Origin of the sequence: Aeromonas sp. QDB63, assembly GCF_027707425.1 — a bacterium.
Taxonomy (GTDB): Bacteria; Pseudomonadota; Gammaproteobacteria; order Enterobacterales; family Aeromonadaceae; genus Aeromonas; species Aeromonas caviae.
On record NZ_JAPCIS010000017.1, the window covers coordinates 52,482 to 75,504 of the forward strand.

Annotated in this window: 17 protein-coding genes; 9 read left to right on the forward strand and 8 right to left on the reverse strand. The window is 64.8% G+C overall.

Features of this window, described 5'->3' with window-relative positions; genetic code table 11:
* The first annotated feature begins 54 nt into the window (after nt 1-54).
* From PG879_RS12405 to PG879_RS12420, 4 genes are all read left to right on the forward strand, one after another.
* Nucleotides 55-1,878, forward strand: coding sequence for a SulP family inorganic anion transporter (locus PG879_RS12405; protein ID WP_039039857.1), 1,824 nt, complete (start codon nt 55-57; stop codon nt 1,876-1,878).
* Between the two features lie 122 nt (nt 1,879-2,000).
* Complete coding sequence (locus PG879_RS12410) at nt 2,001-3,347, forward strand: MATE family efflux transporter (protein WP_010674075.1); 1,347 nt, start codon at nt 2,001-2,003, stop codon at nt 3,345-3,347.
* Nucleotides 3,348-3,358: 11 nt separating this feature from the next.
* A complete protein-coding gene (locus PG879_RS12415) occupies nt 3,359-3,949 on the forward strand; it encodes a hypothetical protein (protein WP_039039859.1) in 591 nt (196 codons plus the stop codon).
* A gap of 276 nt (nt 3,950-4,225) precedes the next feature.
* On the forward strand, nt 4,226-4,441 hold the full coding sequence (locus tag PG879_RS12420) for a YdcH family protein (protein ID WP_143237319.1): 216 nt from the start codon (nt 4,226-4,228) through the stop codon (nt 4,439-4,441).
* A gap of 161 nt (nt 4,442-4,602) precedes the next feature.
* Here PG879_RS12420 and nifJ read toward each other — a convergent pair whose 3' ends face one another.
* Both nifJ and PG879_RS12430 read right to left on the reverse strand, forming a co-directional pair.
* Entirely contained in the window at nt 4,603-8,178 is a 3,576-nt protein-coding gene (gene nifJ, locus PG879_RS12425; RefSeq protein WP_270830249.1) for a pyruvate:ferredoxin (flavodoxin) oxidoreductase, read from the reverse strand.
* Entirely contained in the window at nt 8,175-9,821 is a 1,647-nt protein-coding gene (locus PG879_RS12430) for an NAD(P)-binding protein (RefSeq protein ID WP_143237317.1), read from the reverse strand. The genes nifJ and PG879_RS12430 overlap by 4 nt, the downstream gene beginning before the upstream one ends.
* 350 nt (nt 9,822-10,171) lie before the next feature.
* Here PG879_RS12430 and PG879_RS12435 point away from each other — a divergent pair, with 350 nt between their 5' ends.
* The gene (locus PG879_RS12435; protein WP_143237316.1) at nt 10,172-11,974 is read left to right on the forward strand and encodes an MOSC N-terminal beta barrel domain-containing protein; all 1,803 of its coding nucleotides are present in this window, start codon (nt 10,172-10,174) and stop codon (nt 11,972-11,974) included.
* Nucleotides 11,975-12,054: 80 nt separating this feature from the next.
* Here the strand turns inward: PG879_RS12435 and htpX are convergent, their stop codons facing one another.
* The 5 genes from htpX to bioB all read right to left on the reverse strand — a co-directional run bounded on the left by htpX (nt 12,055) and on the right by bioB (nt 16,904).
* The gene (gene htpX / locus PG879_RS12440; protein WP_010674070.1) at nt 12,055-12,927 is read right to left on the reverse strand and encodes a protease HtpX; all 873 of its coding nucleotides are present in this window, start codon (nt 12,925-12,927) and stop codon (nt 12,055-12,057) included.
* 113 nt (nt 12,928-13,040) lie between these two features.
* The gene (gene bioD / locus PG879_RS12445; protein ID WP_041215555.1) at nt 13,041-13,721 is read right to left on the reverse strand and encodes a dethiobiotin synthase; all 681 of its coding nucleotides are present in this window, start codon (nt 13,719-13,721) and stop codon (nt 13,041-13,043) included.
* A gap of 108 nt (nt 13,722-13,829) precedes the next feature.
* Entirely contained in the window at nt 13,830-14,633 is an 804-nt protein-coding gene (gene bioC, locus PG879_RS12450; RefSeq protein WP_113070485.1) for a malonyl-ACP O-methyltransferase BioC, read from the reverse strand.
* A complete protein-coding gene (gene bioF / locus PG879_RS12455) occupies nt 14,623-15,819 on the reverse strand; it encodes an 8-amino-7-oxononanoate synthase (RefSeq protein WP_042882501.1) in 1,197 nt (398 codons plus the stop codon). Before bioF ends, bioC begins: the two co-directional genes overlap by 11 nt.
* Nucleotides 15,816-16,904, reverse strand: a complete 1,089-nt coding sequence (gene bioB / locus PG879_RS12460; protein ID WP_143237315.1) for a biotin synthase BioB — start codon at nt 16,902-16,904, stop codon at nt 15,816-15,818. The genes bioF and bioB overlap by 4 nt, the downstream gene beginning before the upstream one ends.
* Nucleotides 16,905-17,097: 193 nt before the next feature.
* Between bioB and bioA the strand changes: the two genes are divergently transcribed.
* Together bioA and PG879_RS12470 are read left to right on the forward strand one after the other, a co-directional pair.
* Nucleotides 17,098-18,372: an adenosylmethionine--8-amino-7-oxononanoate transaminase gene (gene bioA / locus PG879_RS12465; protein WP_143237314.1), complete on the forward strand. Its 1,275-nt coding sequence runs from the start codon at nt 17,098-17,100 to the stop codon at nt 18,370-18,372.
* 135 nt (nt 18,373-18,507) lie between these two features.
* The gene (locus PG879_RS12470) at nt 18,508-19,329 is read left to right on the forward strand and encodes a HAMP domain-containing protein (protein WP_053288636.1); all 822 of its coding nucleotides are present in this window, start codon (nt 18,508-18,510) and stop codon (nt 19,327-19,329) included.
* Here PG879_RS12470 and PG879_RS12475 read toward each other — a convergent pair.
* Nucleotides 19,317-19,619 (reverse strand): hypothetical protein, encoded by a 303-nt coding sequence (locus tag PG879_RS12475; RefSeq protein WP_010674063.1) that lies wholly within the window; start codon nt 19,617-19,619, stop codon nt 19,317-19,319. The genes PG879_RS12470 and PG879_RS12475 overlap by 13 nt on opposite strands.
* Before the next feature lie 240 nt (nt 19,620-19,859).
* Here PG879_RS12475 and asnS point away from each other — a divergent pair, with 240 nt between their 5' ends.
* The gene (gene asnS / locus PG879_RS12480; RefSeq protein WP_039039869.1) at nt 19,860-21,260 is read left to right on the forward strand and encodes an asparagine--tRNA ligase; all 1,401 of its coding nucleotides are present in this window, start codon (nt 19,860-19,862) and stop codon (nt 21,258-21,260) included.
* Between the two features lie 296 nt (nt 21,261-21,556).
* Nucleotides 21,557-22,900, forward strand: a complete 1,344-nt coding sequence (locus PG879_RS12485; RefSeq protein WP_143237313.1) for an anaerobic C4-dicarboxylate transporter — start codon at nt 21,557-21,559, stop codon at nt 22,898-22,900.
* The last annotated feature ends 123 nt before the right edge of the window (nt 22,901-23,023 follow it).

The window sequence follows — 23,023 nt, forward strand, 5'->3', positions numbered from 1 at the left end:
CGACAACCTTGGGCACACTAAGAAAAAGATGTTTGTAACTCAATGGGTTAAATAATGCGCGACTTCTTCTCTCTCGAGCGCTGGCTGCCGGGGCTCGCCGCCTTGCTGCAATACCAGCGGGCCTGGCTGATGCCGGATCTTCGCGCTGGTCTCTCGGTCGCGGCCGTGGCCCTGCCCGTGGCCATCGCCTATTCGGAGCTCGCCGGGGTGGGCGCCATCGTCGGCCTCTACTCCTGCATCCTGCCCATGGTGGTGTATGCCCTCTTTGGCACCTCCCGTCAGCTCATCGTCGGTCCGGATGCCGCCACCTGCGCGGTGATCGCCGCCGTGGTAACGCCGCTCGCCGCCGGGGATCCCACCCGTCACTGGCAACTGGTGATGACCATGACCGCCATGACCGGCTTCTGGTGCCTCATCGCCAGCCGCTTCAAGCTGGGGGTGCTGGCAGACTTTCTCTCCCGCCCCATCCTGATGGGGCTGCTCAACGGGGTGGCCATCACCATCATGGTGGGCCAGCTCTCCAAGATCTTCGGCTTCACCTTCAGCGAGCGCTACCTGATAGAGCGGATCCTGAACGGCACCAGCTACATTACCCAGACCCATCTGCCCACCCTGGCCATGAGCCTGACGGCCCTGCTCACCCTGCTGCTGGCCAAGCGCTACAGACCGGCCTGGCCCTCCTCCATGGTGGCCATGGTGGTGACGGCGGCCCTGGTGTGGCTGTTCAATCTCGGCCGCGTCGACATCGCCACCCTGGGGACCATCGGCTCGGGGCTGCCCGCCTTCCAGATGCCGGACTTTCCCCCCGGGCTTATCCGTGAGCTGGTGCTGCCCGCCCTCAACCTCGCCATGGTGAGCTTCGTCTCCATGATGCTCACCGCCCGCAGCTTCGCCGCCAAGAACGGCTACGAGATTGATGCGGACAAGGAGTTTAGGGCGCTGGGCATGGCGAACCTGGCCGCCGCCGCCTCCCAGGGGTTTGCCATCAGCGGGGCGGATTCGCGCACCGCGGTGAACGACGCCAACGGCGGCAAGAGCCAGCTGGTCTCCATCATCGCCGCCGCCGTCATCGCCCTGGTCACCTTCTACCTGACGGCGCCGCTGCAATACATTCCCACCGCCGCCCTCGGCGTGGTGCTGGTGATGGCCTCCCTGTCGCTCACGGATTTTCGCGGCCTCTGGGCCCTGCGCGACTCGGATCGCGCCGCCTTCTGGCTCGCCCTGGTGACCTTTGTCAGCGTGCTCACCATGGGGGTCATTCCGGGCATCACCCTCGCTGTCCTGCTGGGGCTGTTCCAGTTCCTGCGCAACGTGATGCGCCCCACCGACCAGCTGCTCGGCATGGACGACGAGGGCGTGGTGCGCACCCTGGGGGACAACGAGCAGGCCAAGGCGATTCCCGGCATCCTGGTCTACCGCTTCAACTCCCCGCTCACCTACTTCAACGCCCCCTACTTCAAGCGGCGGGTGCTGGCACTGCTGGTGCAGGATCCCCACAATCCCAGGTGCCTGGTGGTGGATGCGGTGGCCTGCTTCACCCATCAGGACATCAGCGTGATGAGCATGGTGGGAGAGCTGCACAAGGAGCTCAAGCGGCGCGGCATCCACATGGTGATGGCCGGTCGGCACGGCCAGATGAGCCAGTGGTTCAAACAGGCGGGTATCCGGGTCGGCGAGGATGGCATCATCCTCTGCCCCGACATGTACCAGGCCCTGCGCATGACCCGCTGTTACCGGGAGCCGGTGTTCCGGGATGACGAGGGGGTGGAGAGCACCACGGATGCCCTGCTCACCCGCTGGCCGCACGATGACGACCTGCCCGACTCGGCGCGCCTCACCCGCCCCAGCGAGCAGGAGGCCGGCGCCACGCCGGTCTGAGACACATCCTCTGGTCGCAGGCCCCCTCCTCCTGCGACCAGGATTGCACCCCGCCCCCGCTTGGTGTTAAATGCCCCTCCAGTTGGCCCTGACGAGGGCCATCGCCAGCACCTGGATATCCCATGCAGACTCAATCCCACGCGGGCCCGGGCTCCCTGTTCGCCCTGACCTGGCCACTGTTCATCGATCTGGCCCTTCACTTTCTGACCGGGGCCCTCAACACCTTCATGGTGGGCCACGTCTCCTATCAGGGGGTGGCGGCCCTCGCGGTGGGCAACCAGGTCTTCGATCTCGCCATCACCCTGTTCAGCTTCGTCAGCATCGGCACCAGCGTGGTGATCACCCAGTATCTGGGGGCGGGAGACAAGGAAAAAGCCCGCGTCGTCATCCACACCGCCATCGGCTTCAACCTGCTGGTGGGACTGGTGGCCGCGGTCGGCGTCATGGCGGGGGCCGGCACCATGCTGGCGCTGATGAACCTGCCTGCCCACCTGATGAGCGACGGCAGCCTCTACCTGCAGATCATCGGGCTTTGCCTGCTGCCGGAGGCGGCGGCCCTCTGTCTGGCCGCCACCCTGCGTGCCCACGGCCACACCCGCCAGGCCATGTACGTGACCCTCATCGTCAACCTCATCACCTTCGTCGGCAACCTGCTGCTGCTCTATGGCTGGTTCGGCCTGCCCCAGCTCGGGGTCGCCGGGGTCGCCATCAGCACGGTGGCCGGGCGCATCGTCGGGGTGGTGCTGCTGGTATGGCTGGTGGCGCGCAAGACCGGCATCCGGCTGCGTCTGCCCGAGATCGTCCGCCCAAGCCGCGCCATGCTGGACAAGGTGCTGCACATCGGGCTGCCAGCGGCGGGGGAGAACCTCTCCTGGATGCTGCAGTTCATGGTGGTGACCGCCTTCGTCGGCCTGCTCGGCGACAAGGCGCTGGCGACCCAGTCCTACTTCTTCCAGATCTGCCTGTTCATCCTGCTGTTCGGCCTCTCCATCGGCCTTGGCAACGAGATCATCATCGGCCACCTGGCGGGGGCCCGACGCTTCGATCAAGCCTATCGCCAACTGATGAAGAGCCTGAAACTCGGCCTCATCGTCACCGCCGCCATCGCCATCGCCGCCGCCCTCAACGGCCGCGCCATCATCAGCCTGTTCACCGACGACGCCGACATCATCACCCAGGTGGCGCAGCTCTTCCTCATCAGCCTCATCCTCGAACCCGGTCGCACCTTCAATCTGGTGGTGATCAACGCCCTGCGCGCCACCGGGGATGCCCGTTTCCCGCTCTACATGGCGCTCGTCTCCATGTGGGGCATTGCCGTTCCCCTGGCCTATTTCCTTGGTATCATGCAGGGCTATGGCCTGGTAGGCATCTGGCTGGCCCTCGCCTGCGACGAGTGGGTGCGCGGTCTGGCCATGTTCTGGCGCTGGCGCAGTCGTCGCTGGCAAAACAAAATTCTTGTCGAAACATAAGCGGAATCACCATGAAGAAAATCGGACTCTTGTTGACGGCCATCCTGCTCAGCCCGCTCGCCATGGCGCAAACCGCCCCGGCGACCCCCAAGGCGCAGGCTCCCCAGACCTGGTATGTGGCCCCCATCGTCATCGACGAGACCAGCGAAGCCCAGAAGGCCCTGACCAAGGAGTTCACGGCCCAGATGATCAAGACCATCAAGATCAACGAGTACCAGACCGGCAAGGCGGTGGGCAAGACCAAATCGCCCAAGTGGCTGATCCGCACCAAGCTGATGCCCGCAAGCCAAGAGCCCCTGGTCGGCAAGAAGCACCCGCAGGGCCTCACCTACGGCAAGGGCATCCCCACCCAGGAGATCGTCGGCGAGCTCATCATGAACGGCACCCTGGTGGCCCACATCGGTCAGGGCTGGCGCGAACCCATCGTGCCGGGCACACCGGTGGCGGAGAAGATCTCCATCGCCAACTACCAGTACGCCATCGGCAACGAGGCCAAGGCGCCGGATCTGGAAGAGCTGGCGGCGCAGATCGGTTTCGAGGCAGGCAAGGTGATTGCCAGAGACGGCAAGCCCCTGCCCGAGAAGAAAAAGAAAAAAGAGTAAACGGCTCACCCGTTTCCAGTCAGGGGCCTCGCGCCCCTTTCTGTTGCCCGCCCCGTTGCAGACCCCCTCTCCCAAATGTGAAGCGGATCCCGCTTCTTTCCTCTGCTGCCCCAGGGTCAGCAGGCAATCATCTTGTAATTCAAACAGTTAAAAATCGCCCTTCCCATGCAGCAAATCCGTGGCCCCGAATTGGATCGGGATCACGTTTCTCCCCGGCAGTAAGGGGTACTTTGGTCTTGCAGGCACAATCAAACGACAACAAGGAGGCTTCATTACATGTTTCCGGAGTACAGAGATCTCATCTCGAAACTGAAGAGCAGTGATGTCCATTTCCAGAAGAAGTTTGACTTGCACAACGACCTGGATGTGGAGATCAGAAAGCTGGAGAAACACCACGCCAGCGACTACAGCTCCGAGGTGAAGGATCTGAAAAAACAGAAACTTAAACTGAAAGAGGAGATATACGACATCCTCAAACAACATCCACACTAGACGCCTCGACGAATACCTGGATAAGCAACTTATCCTGCCAGCCCGGCCCGACGCCGGGCTTTTTGTTGGCCGCCCCAAGGCGCGGCAACGGCCACTTCCCTTGGCACCGGAAAACGAAGCGGGCCAATGGCCCGCTTTGTCTTACCTGTTTCACCCCATGATCACACCGGCGGATGGAAATGGCTGGCCTCGCGGGTAGCCATCTCCTCGTAGGTGGCCCACTTCTGCCACGCCACTTTTTGCGCCACCTGCATCAGCCGCTGTGCCTCTTCCGGGTGGCTCTGGGCCAGCACCCGATAACGGGTCTCCTCCTGCCGGTATTCGGCGAGCGGGATGGAGGGGCGCAGGCTGTCGAGGCTGAAGGGATTCTGCCCGGCACTGCGCAGTACCGGGTTGTAGCGCATCAGCGGCCAGTGGCCCGAATCGACCGCACGCTTCTGTTGGGCCAATCCCTGCTCCATGTCGATGCCGTGGGCGATGCAGTGGCTGTAGGCGATGATAAGGGACGGGCCCGGATAGGCCTCCGCTTCCCGCAAGGCCTGCAGCGCCTGCTGCGGGTTGGCACCAAAGGCGATGCGGGCGACATAGACGTTGCCGTAGGAGATGGCCTGCAACGCCACATCCTTCTTGGCCAGCGTCTTGCCTCCCGCCGCGAACTTGGCGACGGCGCCGAGCGGGGTCGATTTCGACATCTGGCCACCGGTGTTGGAGTAGACCTCGGTATCCATCACCAGCACGTTCACATCGCGGCCGGAGGCGAGCACATGGTCGAGCCCTGATGAGCCGATGTCATAGGCCCAGCCATCGCCGCCGATAATCCAGACCGAGCGCCGCACCAGCTGATCAATCAAGGAGAGCAGCTCGCGGGCCTTGCCGGATTTCACCTCTTCCAGCCGCTCCCGCACTTGCGCGACCCGGGTGCGCTGGGCGCGGACCTCCGACTCCAGCCGCTGCGGGGCGCTAATCAGGGTATCGACCAGCTCGGCGCCCAGCTCCCCCTTCATCGCTTCAAGGGCCGCCACCGCCTGACCGTGATGCTGATCGGCGGTGAGACGAAAACCAAAGCCAAACTCGGCGTTGTCCTCAAACAGGGAGTTCGACCAGGCCGGCCCCTTCCCTTCGCCATTCTTGGCCCACGGCGTGGTCGGCAAGTTGCCGCCGTAGATGGAGGAGCAGCCGGTGGCGTTGGCCACCAGCATGCGATCCCCAAACAACTGGGTCAGCAGCTTGAGATAGGGGGTCTCGCCACAACCGGCGCAAGCGCCGGAGAACTCGAACAGGGGTTCGAGGAACTGGGTGCCGCGCACCGTGGAGAAATCCACCCGCTCGCGGGCAGGCCACGGCAGGCTCTCGAACCAACGCTGCGCCTGCTTCTGACCAGCCAGATGGGGGGCCTTGTCCATCATGGCGATGGCGCGCTCGCCTTCATGGCTCTCATCCGCTCCGGTCCGCACTGGACAAGCCTGCACGCACTGGCCGCAGCCGGTGCAATCCTCCGGATAGAGCTGCAAGGTGTAGCGGCTGTCGGGGAAGCCCTTGGCGGTGACGGGCACCGACTGCGCTACCTCGGGGGCGGTCGCCAGCCAGTCCTGATGGTAGAACTTGGCCCGCAGCGCCGCATGGGGGCAGACAAAGACGCAGTTGCCGCACTGGATGCAGATATCCGAATTCCAAATCGGGATCTCGCGGGCGATATCCCGCTTCTCGAAGCGGCTGGTGGCGGTGGGGTAAGTGCCATCCACCGGCAGCATGGAGACGGGGATCAGATCGCCGCGCCCCGCCAGCATCTCGCCAGTGACCCGCTGGACAAACTCGCTGCCACCCGGCGCCAATGGCAGCGGATAGTCGCTGATCTGCTCCTCACCGGCCGGGATGACCACCTGATGGAGGTGGGCCAAGGTGTCATCCACCGCCGCGAAGTTGCGCTCGACCACTTCGGGCCCCTTGCGGGCATAGCTCTTCTCGATGCTCTCCTTGATCAGCGCAATCGCCTCATCCCGCGGCAAGATGCCGGCCAGGGCGAAGAAGCAGGTCTGCATGATGGTGTTGATGCGATTGCCCATGCCGTTACGCTCGGCCACCCGATCCCCATCGATGCAGTAGAGGCGGATATCGAGGGCGCGGATGCGGGCACGCAGCCGCTCGGGCAGCTCGGCCCAGACCCGGTCGGGCTCATAGGGGGCGTTGATCAGCAGGGTCGCCCCTTCGGCGGCGTGCTCCAGCAGGTCTACCGACAGGGCAAAGCCCCACTGGTGGCAGCCGATAAAGCTCGCCTGCTCGATAAGCCAGGGGGCGTCGATGGGCTCGGGGCCAAAGCGCAGGTGGGAGACGGTGCGCGAGCCCGACTTCTTGGAGTCGTAGACGAAGTAGCCCTGGGCGTGGAAGCCCTCCAGCTCGCCGATGATCTTGATGCTGTTCTTGTTGGCGCCCACCGTGCCATCGGCACCGAGGCCGAAGAAAAGCGCCCGCACCCGGCTGGCAGGTTCCAGATCACCGATGGGGTGCCAGGCCAGACTGAGGCCGGAAACGTCGTCCACTATCCCCACGGTAAAGCGCGGGCGCGGCGCATCGGAGGCCAGCTCCTCGAACACCGCCGCGCACATGGCGGGGGTGAACTCTTTGGAAGAGAGGCCATAGCGACCGCCACTGAGCCAGGGCAGCCGCTTGATAAGGCCGCGCTGCAAGCCGTCGATGAGGGCGCTCTGCACATCCAGCAGCAGCGGCTCGCCGCCTGCCCCCGGCTCCTTGGTACGATCCAGCACCGCCATGCGCCGTACGCTCTGCGGTAGCGCGTCGAGCAGCGCCTGCACCGGGAAGGGGCGATAGAGGCGAATGACCAGCACCCCGGTCTTGCGATCCTGCTGGTTGAGCCAATCCACCGTCGTGCGGGCGGTGGCCGCCCCCGAGCCCATCAGCACGATGACGTCGGTGGCATCGGGCGCGCCGTGGTACTCCACCAGCCGGTAGTGACGGCCGGTCAACTCGCCGAGGCTCTCCATGCACTGCTGCACCCGCGCCGGCACCGCTTCGTAGAAGGGGTTGACGCTTTCGCGGGACTGGAAATAGGTATCCGGGTTCTGGGCGGTGCCGCGCATCACCGGATGATCCGGGTTGAGGGCCCGCGCACGGTGGGCCCGCACCCAGTCGTTGTCGATCAGCGCCCGGATCTCATCTTTGTGCAGGGCGGTGATCTTGTTCACCTCGTGGGAGGTTCGGAACCCGTCGAAGAAGTGGATAAAGGGCACCCGGCACTGCAGGGTGACGCTGTGGGCGACCAAGGCCAGGTCCTGCGCCTCCTGCACCGAGCCGGAGGCGAGCATGGCAAAGCCGGTGCTGCGCGCCGCCATCACGTCCTGATGGTCGCCAAAAATCGACAGCCCCTGCGCCGCCAAGGATCGGGCCGCCACATGGAACACCGCCGAGGTCAATTCGCCGGCGATCTTGTACATGTTGGGCAGCATCAGCATCAGCCCCTGACTGGCAGTGAAGGTGGTGGCGAGCGCCCCCGCCTGCAGGGCGCCGTGTACCGTGCCGGCCGCCCCCCCTTCACTCTGCATCTCCACCACCGTGGGGATGTTGCCCCACAGGTTGGTCTGCCCCTGTGCCGCCCAGGCGTCGGCCAGTTCGGCCATGGTCGAGCTCGGGGTGATGGGGTAGATGGCACACACTTCGCTCAGCTGGTACGCCACCCGGGCTGCGGCTTCGTTGCCGTCAACCATGATCAGTTCATGTTTCATTGGGACTCCTCCGGTTGGCGAAGCTCGATGGCGTGGCAGGGGCACTGGTCGTGGCAGGCACCGCAGCCGGTGCAGCGCTCGGCATCCACCCGATACCCCAGACCCGGCCCCAACTTGGCGATGGCCTGCTCGGGGCAACTGCCGTAGCAGCCGTCACACTCGAAGCAGTTGCCGCAGGAGTAGCAGCGCGCCGCCTCGTAGCGGGCTGCCGTCTCGTCCAGCCCGCCGATGATCTCGCCAAAGTCGTCCCGCGCCGAGGGCGGTTTGACCGGCTGGCTGCTGGCCGGCGCATGGGTCTGGAACCAGAGCTGCAACTGCTCCGGCCCCACCAATGAATAGGAAAGCGGCTTGTGGTAGAGGCGACCGCGCAGCCAGGCATCCATGTGGCGCGCCGCCTTCTTGCCGTGGCCGGTGGCGATGGTGACGGTGCGCTCGGAAGGCACCATGTCACCGCCGGCAAACAGACCCGGTACATCCGTCATCAGGTTCTCGCCAACCTGTACTACTCCCTCCTTGTTGACCCGCACGCCGGGGATGCTCTCCAGCACCGAAAGGTCGACCTCCTGACCCAGCGCCAGAATGAGGGAGTCTGCTTCGAGGGTTTCAAACTTGCCGGTGGGCACCGGCTTGCCCTCGGCATCCAGCGCCATCACCTCCACCTCGATGTTGGTACTGTCGAGCTGGCGGATGGTGCGCAGCCAGTTGATCTTGATCCCCTCCTCCTCGGCCTCATCGGCTTCAAAAGCGTGGGCTGGCATATGGTCCCGGTCGCGGCGGTAGATGATCATCGCCTCCTCGACCCCGAGGCGACGAGCGGTACGGGCCGCATCCATGGCGGTGTTGCCGCCGCCGTAGATGGCCACCCGCCGTCCCAGTTTTGGCGGTGGCAGTCCTTTCTCTTCGGCCAGACTCGCCTGTTCTAGGAAGCTCACCGCATCGAGGATCTTGCCCGCCTCCCGGGCCGGAATATCGACCCGCTTTGCCAGATGGGCACCGATGGCCATGAAGACGGCGTCAAAGCCCCCCTCGTCACGCGCCTTGAGCACATCCTCCACCTTGTGGTTGAGGGTCAGGGTGACACCGGCCGCGACGATGCGGGCCACCTCCCGATCCAGCACATCGCGAGGCAGGCGGTAGGCGGGAATGCCGAAACGCAGCATGCCGCCCGCCAGCGGCCCTGCCTCGCGGATCTCCACCTGATGGCCGAGCCGATTGAGGTGCCAGGCGCAGGAGAGGCCGGAGGGACCGGCACCGATCACCAGCACCTTCTTGCCGCTGGCAGGGGCAGGTGGCACAGGCAGCCAGCCCCGGGCCAGCGCCTCGTCGCCGAGGAAGCGCTCGATGGCGTGGATGGAGACGGCATCATCCACCTGGGCACGGTTGCAGGCGCTTTCGCAGGGGTGATAGCAGACCCGCCCGTGGACCGCAGGCAGGGGATTTTCTTCGATCAGTCGTTGCCAGGCCGCCTCAAAGCGGCCTGCTTCGGCCAGGGCGAGCCAGGCCTGGATGTTCTCGCCAGCCGGGCAGGCGTGGTTGCAAGGTGGCAGGGCCGGCCGCCAGACGGGCAGCCGGGTGCGGACCGGGCCTGTTCCCGTTTTCTGGGAGAGATCCGGCTGTGGGGTCATATCCAGTTGTTTGCTCATACATTGCTTTCTTCTTTTTGTGTGACAGGCCCCATCCGATGGCGCTTGATACCGTTTTGCCTGGGCAGACGGTGGCCGGAGAGGGAAGAAACGAAAGCGTCAGAAACTGGAAGCTGGCCCGATGATGGGCCGTTTTTTGTACGACATGGTGGATCAGGATCAATAAATGTTGCGCTTTATGGGTCGCCCCCTTCACAACCGGATCCCCGTCACACCCCGCAGCCATTCGGGCCTGTCGCCCGAGCCCCCTCGCCGCCCTCGACATGGGCAGCAGGAGAAGATTGCCGCCCGGGGCAGGAATCGTTATCTTCCCCTCTTCACAGGAATCGCCACAGCACAAGGACCAGGACATGCCGACCCTCGCCAGCATACATCTCTACCCCATCAAATCGACGGCAGGCATGCCGCTGGAGCGCGCCCAGGTGACCCAGGAGGGACTTGCCGGGGATCGCCGCTACATGGTGGTCAAACCGGATGGCACCTTTATCACCGCCCGCACCCATCCCCAGTTGCAGCAGGTGGTGGCCACCCCCGTCCAGGGGGGGCTGCAACTGCGCTATCCGGGTCTGCCCCCCCTTGCCCTCATGGAGGCGGCATTCAGTCGCGCCCCTCAGCACACCGGTGTCTGGGGGGATCGCTTTACCGCCTTGCACACCGGGCCCGACGCCGATGAGTGGCTGAGCCGGGTGGCGAGGGAACCGGTGCGCCTGCTCTGGCTCGGGGAGGCATCCGATCGTTTTCGGGAGAAGACCGGCACCCGGGTAAGCTTTGCGGACGGCTACCCCTTGCTGCTCATCAGCCAGGCTTCCCTTGAGGATCTCAACCTGAGATCCGATGCCTTGCACCAGATGAGCCAGTTTCGTACCAACCTGGTGGCGAGCGGCACCCGCCCCTTCGAAGAGGATGGCTGGAAGCGGATCCGCATCGGCGAGGTGGAGTTTCGGGTGGACAAGCCGTGCAGCCGCTGCATCATGACCACGGTGGAGGCAGGCACGGAGCGCTTCAATGCCCTGAAAGAGCCGCTGGCCACCCTCACCCGCTACCGCCGTGGCGAAGATGGTGAGGTCTATTTCGGCCAGAATCTGGTGGCCCTGAACGAGGGGTGGATTGAGGCGGGCAGCGAGATCGAGGTGCTGGAGCGAGCCCGGGCGCCGGTCTACCCCAACGCGGCCCCGAAAAAGCGGGAGCTGGTGTGCGTCGCCCGGGAACCCCTGGCCCGGGATCTGGAAACCTTCTGGTTCGAGGCCGCCGACGGCGAGCCCCTGCCCGACTACCTGCCTGGCCAGCACCTGCCCATCAGCCTCGATATCAAAAACACACGGGTTCAACGCCGCTACACCCTGAGCTCCACGCCGGAGCGGCCCGAGCGTTACAGCATCAGCGTCAAGAAGCTGGCCGATGGCCGCCTCTCCCCCTGGCTGCACCATGAGCTGCGCGTGGGCGATCACCTGCTGGCCGCCCCCCCGGCCGGCGAGTTTCACTTAGGGTCCGAGCGCAGGCTGCTCCTGCTCTCGGCGGGATCCGGTGTCACCCCCATGCTCTCCATTGCCCGCACTCTGGCACTACGGGGGGAGCTCGGTGACGTCCACTTCATGCACCTGTGTCGCAGCGAGGCGGATATTCCTGCCGCCAGCGAGCTGCACGCCATGGCGCAGCAGGGAATGACCCTCACCCTGATCCTGAGCCAGCCTGACAAACACTGGCAGGGACTCAGCGGCCGTCTGAATGACGATCATCTGGGCCGGATCCGGGATTTGCAGGAGCGGGAGGTGTTCATCTGCGGCCCCCACGGCTTCATGGCCGATGCAGCCAACCGGCTGACCGCCCTCGGCGTACCGGCCGGGCGCATCCGCCAGGAGAGCTTTGGCGGGGCCCTGCTCTCGGTGGCCCGCCCCCATCAGGCGGTGCAACTGCGTATCGGCGAGCGGGAGTTTGCGGGCAACAACCAGGGCACCGTGCTGGATCAGGCCAACAAGCAGGGGGTAGAGCTGCCCTGGAGCTGCCGTGCCGGCATCTGCGGCAGTTGCAAGCAGACCCTGGTCTCGGGCGAGGTGGATCACCCCGATGCCCCCGCCATCAGCGCCGCCGAGCGTGCCGAGGGCAAGATCCTCACCTGCTGCGCCGTGCCCCTGACGGATCTGGTGATCAAATAGGGTGATCGGGGGGCAAAACCCCGTCCCCGGAATGCAAAACGGCTGCCCGAGGGCAGCCGTTTTCTTTAGATGACTGGCTATCAGCCACGCAGGGCGGCGATGCGCTGCTCGATGGGCGGGTGGCTCATGAACAGCTCGCTCATGGAGCGCTTGCCGTTGATGCCGAACGCCATCATGGAACCCTCCATCTGCGGCTCGGCACCGCGGGCGAGACGCTGGAGCGCGGCGATCATCTTGTCGCGGCCGGCCAGCTTGGCGGCACCGGCGTCGGCACGGAACTCGCGCTGACGGCTGAACCACATGACGATGATGGAGGCGAGCACGCCGAACACCATCTCCAGCACGAACACGGTGATCATGTAGGCGAAACCGCCGGTGCTGCTGCTCTCTTCCTCGTTGTTGGAGCTGAAGAAGTTGCTGATGACGCCGGCCACGATGCGGGCGAAGAACATCACGAAGGTGTTCACCACCCCCTGGATCAGGGTTAAGGTCACCATGTCGCCGTTGGCCACGTGGCTCACCTCGTGGGCCAGCACGGCTTCCGCCTCGTCGCGGCTCATGCTGTAGAGCAGACCGGAGGAGACGGCGACGAGGGAGTCGTCACGGCGGGCGCCGGTGGCAAAGGCGTTCATCTCGGGGGAGTCGTAGATCCCCACTTCCGGCATCTTGATGCCAGCCTCACGGGCCTGACGGGCAACAGTGCTCACCAGCCAGTGCTCGGTCTCGTTGCGGGGCTGCTCGATGACCTGGACGCCATAGCTGCGCTTGGCCATCCACTTGGACATCAGCAAGGAGATAAAGGAACCCCCAAAACCGAACACGGCGCAGAACACCAACAGACCGGAAATGCTGGACTTGTTGATCCCCAGAACCGAGAACAGGATATTGAGTACCACCCCCAGCACCAGCATGACGGCCAGGTTGGTCACCAGGAATAGCATAATTCGCTTCATATTGACTCCTTGTGAGATATGGATGCATGGTTCGGGGCGCCCCAGGGGCGACCGATGCCACACTTGCCCCAGATAATAGACAGACTCGATGAATGTTTGCTGAATGTCTGGCCTCAGAGCAAGGGCGACACATCGAGACAGTGGTGCAAATCCACCTCATTCACCGCGTCCACGAAGGGGAGTTCCCCCAGAAATGGGGCCGGCAACATGGCTTTCAAGGTGTCCAGGTTCTCCTCGTAGCGGCTCATGTGCGGATCCACCCGGTTAATGACCCAGCCCGCCAGGGTCAACCCCTGCTGGCGAATGGCGCTGACGGTGAGCAGGGCATGGTTGAGGCAGCCCAGCCTGGCCCCCACCACCAGGATCACCGGCAGCCGCTCCTGGGCGACCCACTCCGAGAGCAGACGCTGATGATCCAGCGGCAGGAACCAGCCCCCCGCCCCTTCGACAATGACGAGATCGGCCCCAGCTCCCTCAATCTCCCGCAAGCCGGCGGACAGCCCCTCGAAGGGGATGCTCGCCCCCCGCTCACGGGCGGCGATATGGGGGGCGATGGGCGGCTCGAAGGCATAGGGATTGACCTGCTCGTAGGGCAGCGCAACCGTGGCCGCCTGCTGCAACAGCAAGGCATCCAGATTGCGAAGCCCCTCCGGGGTGCGGGTGCAGCCCGCCGACACCGGTTTGTACCCGGCGCAGCGAATGCCTCTGGCGGCAAGCGCCAGCAACAGGGTGCGGGCCACCAGGGTTTTGCCCACGTCGGTGTCCGTGCCCGTGATGAAATAGGATGTCCCCATGATGATTCCTCGATGCAGTGCAGGGGCGCAGAGGCGCCCCGATATCCATGGTGAAAGGCAGGCGCGCGTCCTGCCGCTGAAGGGGTGGGTGCGCCGGGTCTTTTTGTGTCAGCGCCGCACCAGGCGCCCGAGGCAGACCTCGTAGCTGGCGGCCAGCAGGCCGTCCGGTTGACGGTGGCGCTCGTAGGCCTCCCCCAGTCGCACCAGGCGCTGGCGATGACCCAGGCCCGCAGACCGCTCGTCGTTGACCTGGCTCGCGCCTATCCCCTTGAGGTCGCGCAGCAGTCCGCTGAGCGCCGGGTAGGCGAGGGACCAGGTCAGCGGGCAGAGTGCCGGGGCCTCGAAGCCCCCGTCACGGGCCGCCTGCTGCAACTGAGGCAACGTCAGGAAGCGATTGACATGGTCACGACCATCCACGGCCCGCCAGGCCTCCCGCAGTTGCCACAGTGACCCCGAAAGCAGGGTCGAGAAGAAGACCTGTCCACCGGGTTTGAGCACCCGGTTGAGCTCGGCAAAGGCCTGGGCCGGCCGCTCGCACCACTGCAGGGCCAGGCTGGAGAAGACCCAGTCCAGGCTCTGGTCGGCAAAGGGCAGTGCCTCCGCATCGCCGCACACCAGGCGGGCTCCGCTGCCGCGAAGGGCCGCCTGGGCCAGCATGCCGGGTGCGAGATCCAGCCCGGTCAGCGTCTCGCAGCGCGGCGCCAGGGCAGGCAGGAAGAAACCGGTGCCGCAACCCAGATCCAGCCCGGCCCCTGAGCGCACCTCTTTCACGCCCCCCTCGTCCATGCGCGCCAGCAGCGACTGCCCCACCTCCTGCTGGAAGCGGGCGTGGGCGTCGTAGTGGCGGGCCGCCGCCCCGAAGCGGCGGGCGAGCTGCGCCTTGTCCACTGACTGGAAACGCTCATGCACCATGGGCGCCCCCTCTCTCGTCGGTGGATGGGCGGGGCCCCAGGGCCTCGAGCAGGCGATCCACGTCATCTTCGCCATGGGCGGCGCACAGGGTGATGCGAAGGCGCGCCGTGCCGACCGGCACCGTGGGCGGGCGGATGGCGCCGGCCCAGACACCGCATTCCCGCAGCCGCTCGGCCAGTTGCAGGGCAGCGACGCTCTCCCCCACCAGCAGCGGCTGGATGGGGGTATCGCTTGCCCCAAGCCGCCAGCCGAGCGCCTGCGCCCCCTGCCGGAACCGGGCGACAAGGCGAGCCAGGTGGGCACGGGCCTCGTCGGCTACACGTACCAGCTCGATGCTCTGGCGCACGGCGCACGCCTGGACGGGGGGCATATGGGTGCTGTAGACATAGTGGCGGGCAAAATTGACCAGGTACTCCACCAGCTCGCGACTGCCACCCACAAAGGCGCCGGCCACCCCGAGCGCCTTGCCGAAGGTCCCCATCTGGATGTGCACGCTGGCAGGAGCAACCCCCTGGGCCGCCAGGGTGCCGCGCCCCTCGGCACCCAGCACGCCGAGGCCGTGGGCATCGTCAATCATCAGCCAGTTGCCGCTTCGGGATGCGAGTGTGGCCAGCTCAGCCCAGGGGGCCTGATCCCCGTCCATGCTGAAGACCCCTTCCGAGACGATCAGGCCCCGGTTTGGCTCAAGCAGCCGCTCAAGGGCCGCCATGTCGTTGTGGCAAAAGCGCTTCATCTTGCAGGGGAGCTGGCTCCCCATCTCCTGCAGGGAGGCGTGGTTGAGCCTGTCCTGCCACAGCAGGTGATCCTTGCCGAGCAGGGCCTTGAGCACCGCCTGATTGGCGGAGAAGCCGCAGTTGAACAGCAGCACCGCCTCCACGCCGAGCCAGTCGGCAAGCGTCTCTTCCAGCTGCTGGTGAGCGCGACTGTAACCGGTCACCAGGGGCGAGGCGCCTGCCCCTGCGCCATATTGCGCCACCCCCGCCGTGAAGGCGGCCTTGATGGCGGGGTGACCGGCAAGGCCCAGGTAGTCGTTGCCAGAGACGTTGAGGTAATCACGCCCCCCGACCCGGATCCGCCCACCGCTCGCGGCCTCCACCGGGGTGCGGCGGCGCAGCAGGGCGGCCTGCTCACGCTCGGCCAGGGCCTGCCCCAGTGCAAAGGGGCCGGTGACAACGGGGGTCATCATGTACGGACGGCTTCTGCGCGGGGACGAGTGGCGTCGTAGAAGAGCTCGCTGGGCTCGCTCTGGCGACTCACCTCGGCCAGCAGCTCCTCCTCTTGAACCTGATCCGGCTTCTGGGCCCGCTGGGCGGGGCGAATGCCAAGGCGCTTGAAGAGCTGCATGTCGCTGTTCTCGTCCGGATTGGGGGTGGTCAGCAGCTTGCAGCCGTAGAAGATGGAGTTGGCCCCGGCCATAAAGCACATGGCCTGCATCTGCTCGTTCATCTTCTCCCGCCCGGCGGAGAGGCGCACGTGGGAGGCCGGCATCATGATGCGCGCTACGGCGATGGTGCGGATAAATTCGAACGGGTCCAGGTTCTCCTGGTTCTCCAGGGGCGTCCCCTTCACCTTGACCAGCATGTTGATGGGCACGCTCTCCGGGTGGCGCGGCAGATTGGCCAGCGCCATCAAGAGGCCCGCACGGTCTTTCGCCTGCTCCCCCATGCCGACGATGCCGCCGGAGCAGACCTTCATGCCGGCGCCGCGCACATGCTCCAGGGTGTCGAGCCTGTCCTGATAGGTGCGGGTGGTGATGATGTCGCCGTAGAACTCCGGCGAGGTGTCGAGGTTGTGGTTGTAGTAATCGAGCCCCGCAGCCCCGAGACGCGCCGCCTGATCGGCGGTCAGCATCCCCAGCGTCATGCAGGTCTCCATACCGAGCCCGCGCACCTCTTCAATCATGCGCAGGATATAGGGCATGTCCTTCTCTTTCGGGTTGCGCCAGGCCGCCCCCATGCAGAAGCGGGACGAGCCGTTGGCCTTGGCCTCCCGGGCCCGCTCCAGCACTTTTTCCACCTCCATCAGCCGCTCGGTCTCGAGCCCGGTGTGGTAGCGAGCGCTCTGGGGACAATATTTGCAATCTTCCGGGCAGGCCCCGGTCTTGATGGAGAGCAGGGTGCTTACCTGCACCTCGTTCGGGTCGAAATGGGCGCGGTGCACAATCTGGGCCTGGAACAGCAGATCGTTGAATGGCAGGGCAAAGAGATCCTGAACCTCGGACAGGGTCCAGTCGTGACGAAGGGCGTGGGCACCCGCGGTGAGAGCATTCATACATGGCTTCCGGTTGTTATTGGTGGGATCCTGCGCCGCGCTCAAGAGAGCGTTCGCCGCAAGACCCGCCAGCTGGACAGCGCGACGCCAGGGCGTGCGCGAAGCCAAGTGGCTGAAATTGTTGGCTAGTGTAGAGAGCACGCGTAGACTGTCAACACCGACCAGATCAAATCAATTGACAACAGAACACAAAATGACCAACCAAGAATTCGACCTGCACCACGTCTGGCACCCCTATACCTCCCTCACCCATCCCCTGCCCTGCTATGAAGTGGCCAGCGCCAAAGGGGTGACCCTCACCCTGACGGACGGGCGCGAGCTGGTGGATGGCATGAGCTCCTGGTGGGCCTGCGTTCACGGCTATCAGGTGCCGGAACTGGACGCGGCCGCCACCGTCCAGCTCGGCAAGATGTCCCACGTGATGTTTGGCGGCCTGACCCATGCCCCGGCGGTCGAGCTCTGCCGCAAACTGGTGGAAATCACCCCGAAGGGGCTGGATCGGGTCTTTCTGGCGGATTCCGGCTCGGTGGCGGTGGAGGTGGCCCTCAAGATGGCCCAGCTGTACTGGCATGCCAAAGGGACGCCCCGCGCCAAGTTCGTTGCCCTTCGGGGCGGCTATCACGGCGACACCTTCGGCGCCATGAGCGTGTGCGACCCGGATGGCGGCATGCACGAGCTCTACCAGGGCTTCCTGCCCGAACACCATTTCGTCGAAGCGCCAAGCTGCCGCTTCCACGCCCAGTGGGACGAGCAGAGCGTGGTGGAGCTGGCCACCCTGGTGGCGGATCATCACGAGGAAATTGCCGCCATCGTGCTCGAACCCATCGTCCAGGGGGCGGGCGGCATGCGCTTCTATCACCCCCGCTACCTGCAGTGGGTGCGCGCCCTGTGCGACGAGTTCGGCCTGCTGCTGATTGCCGACGAGATAGCCACCGGCTTTGGCCGCACCGGCCAGCTCTTTGCCTGCGACTGGGCGGGGATCAGCCCCGACATCATGTGCCTGGGCAAGGCACTCACCGGCGGCTACCTCACCCTCTCTGCGACCCTGACCACCGAGCATGTCGCCCACACCATCTGTGACGGCAAGGCGGGCGTCTTCATGCACGGCCCTACCTTCATGGGCAACCCGCTCGCCTGCGCGGTGGCCAATGCCTCCATCGATCTGCTGCTCGCCTCCCCGTGGCAGGCGCGAGTGCAAGCCATCGAACACCAACTCAAAACCGAACTGGTGGAGCTGACCCTGCACCCGGCGGTGGCCGATGTCCGGGTGCTCGGCGCCATCGGGGTGGTGGAGATGAAGGAGCGGGTGGACGTGGCGCGCATCCAGCGCAAATTTGTCGAACTGGGCGCCTGGATCCGTCCCTTTGGCAAGCTCATCTACCTGATGCCCCCCTTCGTCATCACCTCTGAAGAGCTGCGGGTATTGACCGGCGCCATCCACGAGGCCATCACCAGCGGCGAATATTGAGTCCGGATGAACGGGCCCTGCATGAGAACGCAGGGCCTTTTGGCGCTTTTTCATCAGAATGTGAGCAAGACACCAAAACCCGTCCGGCGAGGAGAGTAGACTGCGCGGGTTTTACCCAACAGATGTACCAGTCCCATGCGCCTCTCCATTGCTGCCAAGATCAACTTCTTCCTGCTCTTCATCTTCTCCATGGTGTTGGTGTTTTCCGCGGCCTATCAGGCGGTGCGCGAGCGTGACCTCATCCTGACCCTCATCAAGGAGCAGAGCCGCGAGCAGACCGAGGCCTACTTCGACGGCCTCAACATGCTGATGCTGACCGGCAAGATGGACGCCCGCGACACCCTGCGCGCCAAGTTTCTCGATCACGCCCACGTGGAAGATGCCCGCATCGTGCGCGGGGCGGCGGTCAACAAGCAGTACGGGCCGGGCCGTGACGACGAGGCCCCGAAGGACAGGTTTGATGCCCTGGCGCTGGCGGGCAAGGGGAGCCTGGAGGTAGAGCATGACGGCATGCACAGCCGGCTGGTGGTGACCCGCCCGCTGCTGGCCAGAAAGGATTTTCGCGGTACCGACTGCACCAGCTGCCACCAGGTGCCGGAAAACACCGTGCTGGGGGCGGTGCGTTTTGACTACTCCCTCGACACCCTGTTTACCCGGGTGGAGCAGAACATCCTCACCTCGGCCCTGAGCCTCACCCTCATCTTCGGGCTGGGACTCCTGCTCACCCTCTGGGTCATCCGCACCTGGATAGTCCGCCCCCTCAACCAGCTGACCCGCTCCATGGAGGAGGCCACCGATCGCAACGACTTCGGCCACAGGCTGGAGGGGGATGAAGGGGACGAGATTGGCCGGGTGGCGCTCGCCTACAACCAGATGCTCGACAGCGTGGAGCGCCAGATAGGCAAGCGCCCCGCCTCTCAGGGGCTGGATGACGGCGACGGCCCTCAGCCCCGGTAGTAAAGCAGCAGGCAGGCCACCAGGATCAGCAGCAGGATGAAGAGATTGACGTGGCGGGCATCTTCCTGCCGACGGCTGCGGCCACGGGCCAGCACCAGCACCACCAGGGTCAGCAGGCAGCAACCCCAGAGCCCGCGCTCCAGCCAGGGGGTGAGCAGGGGGTCCCAGCTCTGGCGCACCTTGACGCCCCCATAGACCAGAAAGCCGTAAGCCACCTCTGGCCGGGCGAAGTGATAGAGGGAGAGCAGGGCGACAAAGCCGCCCCAGCAGAGGATCACCAGCCCCTGCAACACCCGTATCCAGCCATCCGGCCCCCGCCTGCGCTCCTTCACCCTCACCCCCGTCCAGCCGCCATGATCCATGCACGATGCATGGGGAAATCCCCGCAAGGGTCCGACATTTTTGCTTGTTTATCAAACCTGCGCGGGTAAGATGAACGGCTTAGTCTGCCATGGTGGGCCAACTGCGCCCGGGCCAGACCCCTAGTGTTGCAAATAGCGCTGCAAGAACAAGCTGGAGACAATATTTCGATGACGCACGCATCCGTAGTTGATGTGCTGGCCGGTAAGTATTCGGTCGGCACCACCCTGACTGTGAAAGGGTGGATCCGGACCCGCCGCGATTCCAAGGCGGGGATCTCATTTTTGGCCGTTTCCGATGGCTCCTGCTTCCATCCGGTGCAGGCCGTCGCCCCCAATACCCTGGCCAATTACGAGAATGAAGTGCAACGTCTGACCACAGCTTGCTCCGTCGAAGTGACCGGCACCGTGGTCGAGTCCCAGGGCAGCGGCCAGGCGTTCGAACTGCAGGCCACCGAGGTCAAGGTGGTGGGCTGGGTCGAAGATCCGGACACCTACCCCATGTCTGCCAAGCGCCACAGCATCGAGTACCTGCGCGAGCAGGGCCACCTGCGTGCCCGCACCAACATCGTCGGTGCCGTGACCCGGGTGCGCAACTGCCTCTCCCAGGCCATTCACCGCTTCTTCCACGAACAGGGCTACCTCTGGATCGCGGCGCCCCTCATCACCGCCTCCGACACCGAAGGGGCCGGCGAGATGTTCCGCGTCTCCACCCTGGACATGGAAAACCTGCCGCGCACCCCCGAAGGCAAGGTGGACTACGACAAGGACTTCTTCGGCAAGGAGACCTTCCTGACCGTGTCCGGCCAGCTGAACGTCGAAACCTACGCCTGCGCCCTGTCCAAGGTCTACACCTTCGGCCCGACCTTCCGCGCCGAAAACTCCAACACCAGCCGCCACCTGGCCGAGTTCTGGATGGTGGAGCCGGAAGTGGCCTTCGCCGATCTGGAAGACAACGCCGCCCTGGCCGAGGCCATGCTGAAGTACGTCTTCAACGCCGTGCTGACCGAGCGCCGCGACGATCTGGAGTTCTTCGCCCAGCACGTGGACAAGGACGCCATCGGCCGTCTGGAGCGCTTCGTCGCCTCCGACTTCGCCCAGATTGACTACACCGACGCCATCGACGTGCTGCAAAACTGTGGCAAGAGCTTCGAGTTCCCGGTCTCCTGGGGCATCGATCTCTCCTCCGAGCATGAGCGCTACCTGGCCGAGGAGCACTTCAAGTCCCCGGTGGTGGTGAAGAACTACCCGAAGGACATCAAGGCCTTCTACATGCGCCTCAACGACGACGGCAAGACCGTCGCCGCCATGGACGTGCTGGCCCCGGGGATCGGCGAGATCATCGGCGGCTCCCAGCGTGAGGAGCGTCTCGAGGTGCTGGACGCCCGTCTGGCCGAGATGGGCCTGAACAAGGAAGACTACTGGTGGTACCGCGACCTGCGCCGCTACGGCACAGTGCCGCACTCCGGCTTTGGTCTGGGCTTCGAGCGTCTGGTGGTCTACGTGACCGGCATGGGCAACGTCCGCGACGTGATCCCCTTCCCCCGTACCCCCCGCACCGCCGAGTTCTAAGGCGACCGCCTGCTCGCACAGTGCAAGAGCCGACCTCTGGGTCGGCTTTTTTATGCCTGTCGTTTCCCCCTCGTCTCCCTCCTTCCCACGACCCTGGCCCGGTTTTGCCTTTGGTAAAGCGGGTTGGCCGTAGTTTTTATGCACTTAAATCGGAAAAAAGCGGGTTGTTGAAGCAACGCAAATTTTTACCCCTTTAGGGGTGACAGAATATCCATAACCCTTCAGGGGTAATTGACGACAGCGGATCCCGGGCAGCTGGCCGATGGGGACATGGATAAAACACACGAGGTAATGGAATGATCTTGATGGAATTTTTGGTGGTACTCGGCTGCTTGCTGCTGGGAACCCGCTTTGGGGGCATGGGGCTTGGTCTTATCAGCGGCATCGGCCTCTTCCTGCTGACCTTCGTCTTCGGCCTGGTGCCGGGCGAGCCGCCGGTGCAGGTGATGCTGACCATACTCGCGGTGATCGGCTGCGCCGCCACCCTGCAGACTGCCGGCGGCCTCAACCTGATGATGCAGGTGGCCGAACGCCTGCTGCGCCGCCACCCCCAGTACATCACCCTGCTGGCGCCGCTCACCACCTGGACCCTCACCTTCCTGTGCGGCACCGGCCACGTGGTCTACACCATGTTCCCCATCATTGCCGATATCGCGCTGCAGAAGAACATCCGCCCGGAACGCCCCATGGCGGTGGCGTCCGTCGCCTCCCAGATGGCCATCTGCGCCTCGCCGGTCTCGGTGGCCGTGGTCTCCATGGTCTCCATCCTGGCGGCGGCCCACGGCGTGGGTCAGGCCTATGGCCTGCTCGACATCCTGATGATCGCCATCCCCTCCTCCCTCACCGGTGTCATGGTGGCGGCCCTCTGGAGCCTGCGCCGCGGCAAGGATCTGGACAAGGACGAGGAGTTCCAGGCCAAACTCAAGGACCCCGCCCAGCGCGACTTCATCTACGGCGGCGGCGAGACCCTGCTCAATACCAAGTTCCCGAAAGAGGCCTATTGGTCGACCTGGATCTTCTTCGCCGCCATCGCCGCCGTGGTGCTGCTGGGTGCCGACGAGGCGCTGCGCCCCGTCTTCACCATCAAGGACAAGACGGGCCCCCTCTCCATGAACCTGGTGATCCAGATGATGATGCTGATCGCCGGCGCCATCATACTGATGCGCTGCAAGGTCAAGCCGGGGGAGATCGCCAACGGCGCCGTCTTCAAGGCGGGCATGGTCGCCATCTTCTCCGTGTTCGGGGTCGCCTGGATGAGCGAGACCTTCTTCCAGGCCCACATGCCGCTGCTCAAGGAGTCCCTCTCCCACGTGGTGCAGGCCCAGCCCTGGACCTACGCCCTGGTGCTCTTCCTCATCTCCAAGCTGGTGAACAGCCAGGCGGCGGCGCTCACCGCCATCGCCCCCATGGGGCTGGCGCTGGGGGTGGAGCCCAAGCTGCTCATCGCCTTCCTGCCGGCGAGCTACGGCTACTTCGTGCTGCCGACCTACCCGAGCGATCTCGCCTGCATCGGCTTCGACCGCTCCGGCACCACCCGCATCGGCAAGTTCATCATCAACCACAGCTTCATCCTGCCCGGCCTCATCGGGGTGGTAACCTCCTGTACCCTGGGCTTCATCCTGACCAGCATCCTGCTGTAACAGGCATCCAGTGCGAGCGGCTCCCCCGTGGGAGCCGCTTTTTTATGGCTATGTCCCAATTACGTGTTGCATGGGGCGCCCCAGCGCCTCATGCAAGCAACGTGGTACATTCACTTCCCGCCC

Coding starts and splice junctions, on each gene's coding strand:
- PG879_RS12405 (WP_039039857.1), top strand. CDS start 55: ATGCGCGACTTCTTCTCTCTCGAGCGCTGGCTGCCGGGGCTCGCCGCC.
- PG879_RS12410 (WP_010674075.1), top strand. CDS start 2,001: ATGCAGACTCAATCCCACGCGGGCCCGGGCTCCCTGTTCGCCCTGACC.
- PG879_RS12415 (WP_039039859.1), top strand. CDS start 3,359: ATGAAGAAAATCGGACTCTTGTTGACGGCCATCCTGCTCAGCCCGCTC.
- PG879_RS12420 (WP_143237319.1), top strand. CDS start 4,226: ATGTTTCCGGAGTACAGAGATCTCATCTCGAAACTGAAGAGCAGTGAT.
- nifJ (WP_270830249.1), bottom strand. CDS start 8,178: ATGAAACATGAACTGATCATGGTTGACGGCAACGAAGCCGCAGCCCGG.
- PG879_RS12430 (WP_143237317.1), bottom strand. CDS start 9,821: ATGAGCAAACAACTGGATATGACCCCACAGCCGGATCTCTCCCAGAAA.
- PG879_RS12435 (WP_143237316.1), top strand. CDS start 10,172: ATGCCGACCCTCGCCAGCATACATCTCTACCCCATCAAATCGACGGCA.
- htpX (WP_010674070.1), bottom strand. CDS start 12,927: ATGAAGCGAATTATGCTATTCCTGGTGACCAACCTGGCCGTCATGCTG.
- bioD (WP_041215555.1), bottom strand. CDS start 13,721: ATGGGGACATCCTATTTCATCACGGGCACGGACACCGACGTGGGCAAA.
- bioC (WP_113070485.1), bottom strand. CDS start 14,633: ATGGTGCATGAGCGTTTCCAGTCAGTGGACAAGGCGCAGCTCGCCCGC.
- bioF (WP_042882501.1), bottom strand. CDS start 15,819: ATGATGACCCCCGTTGTCACCGGCCCCTTTGCACTGGGGCAGGCCCTG.
- bioB (WP_143237315.1), bottom strand. CDS start 16,904: ATGAATGCTCTCACCGCGGGTGCCCACGCCCTTCGTCACGACTGGACC.
- bioA (WP_143237314.1), top strand. CDS start 17,098: ATGACCAACCAAGAATTCGACCTGCACCACGTCTGGCACCCCTATACC.
- PG879_RS12470 (WP_053288636.1), top strand. CDS start 18,508: ATGCGCCTCTCCATTGCTGCCAAGATCAACTTCTTCCTGCTCTTCATC.
- asnS (WP_039039869.1), top strand. CDS start 19,860: ATGACGCACGCATCCGTAGTTGATGTGCTGGCCGGTAAGTATTCGGTC.
- PG879_RS12485 (WP_143237313.1), top strand. CDS start 21,557: ATGATCTTGATGGAATTTTTGGTGGTACTCGGCTGCTTGCTGCTGGGA.